Source organism: Vibrio sp. 1069, from assembly GCF_033340555.1.
In genome coordinates this window covers 1-928 of sequence record NZ_JAWOWP010000164.1, presented here as the reverse complement: position 1 = coordinate 928, position 928 = coordinate 1, and the positions used below count along the sequence as shown (strand labels likewise).

1 protein-coding gene is annotated in these 928 nt (G+C 45.9%); it reads right to left on the bottom strand.

Features of this window, described 5'->3' with window-relative positions; all coding sequences use genetic code 11:
- Window positions 1-164: 164 nt before the first annotated feature.
- The coding region (locus R7040_RS25200; protein ID WP_318097379.1) for a sensor domain-containing diguanylate cyclase at window positions 165-928 on the bottom strand (764 nt) is incomplete at its 5' end.

The window sequence follows — 928 nt, the reverse complement described above, 5'->3', positions numbered from 1 at the left end:
GCTAACTTACCCAGCTAAAGATCTTAAGAAAGCATAATTCAATTTGCTGACTTCTTAATCCCAAGTCAGCGCAAGGTGATTCACTCCTCATCTTGAATTTACTTGGGAATCGCAAAGGTAGCGCATCAGTCGCTACCTTTTTTATTGTTGATTCATCATCTCACTCATTGCTCATTCGATACGCCTTGATGCTCGCTGTGGTTGATTTCTACGCGATTTCTCCCGGTTTCTTTCGCTTTGTATAACGCTAAATCAGCACGTTTCACTAACGGCTCAAAAGAGTCATCCAAGCCACACACTTGAGTTACCCCAATACTGGCGGTGAATGTCATATCACGCCCTGAATATCGAATCGTCGTGGTTTCTAAGGCATTTCGGATGGTTTCTAACGTATCCATTGCTTCTTGAGAAGATCGGCTTCTCAGGACGATAGCAAATTCTTCACCACCGACACGAGCAAGCAGGTCGCATTCTCGTAAATGCCCTTTAATGGTATTGGCAGCATGGATGAGAGATTTGTCGCCAGCGTCGTGCCCGAACTTGTCATTCAGTTTTTTAAAGTTATCTAAATCCAAAATCGCGACGTGGAATTTGATCCCTTGCGTGCGAAATTCAGAAAGACGATGCTCAATTTGACGCATGAACTCTCTGCGGTTTGGAATGCCAGTAAGATCGTCGGTGGTGGCGAGGTGCTCCATTTTCATGAGCTGAATACGCAGCGCAAGGTTCAATGCTATCCAGTTGGCAATGCATTGCAACTGTGCGGCTTGTTCCTTGGTATAAAAATGGGTTTGATGATGCGCGACGTTAAGCGTGCCCAAGCACATTTGACCATGCATCAGCGGCGCATCCATACACTTGCCCATACCGCTGGAGGTCAACATGACGCAATCTAGCTCGTCGGATTGAGAAACGTCGTCACAAATGA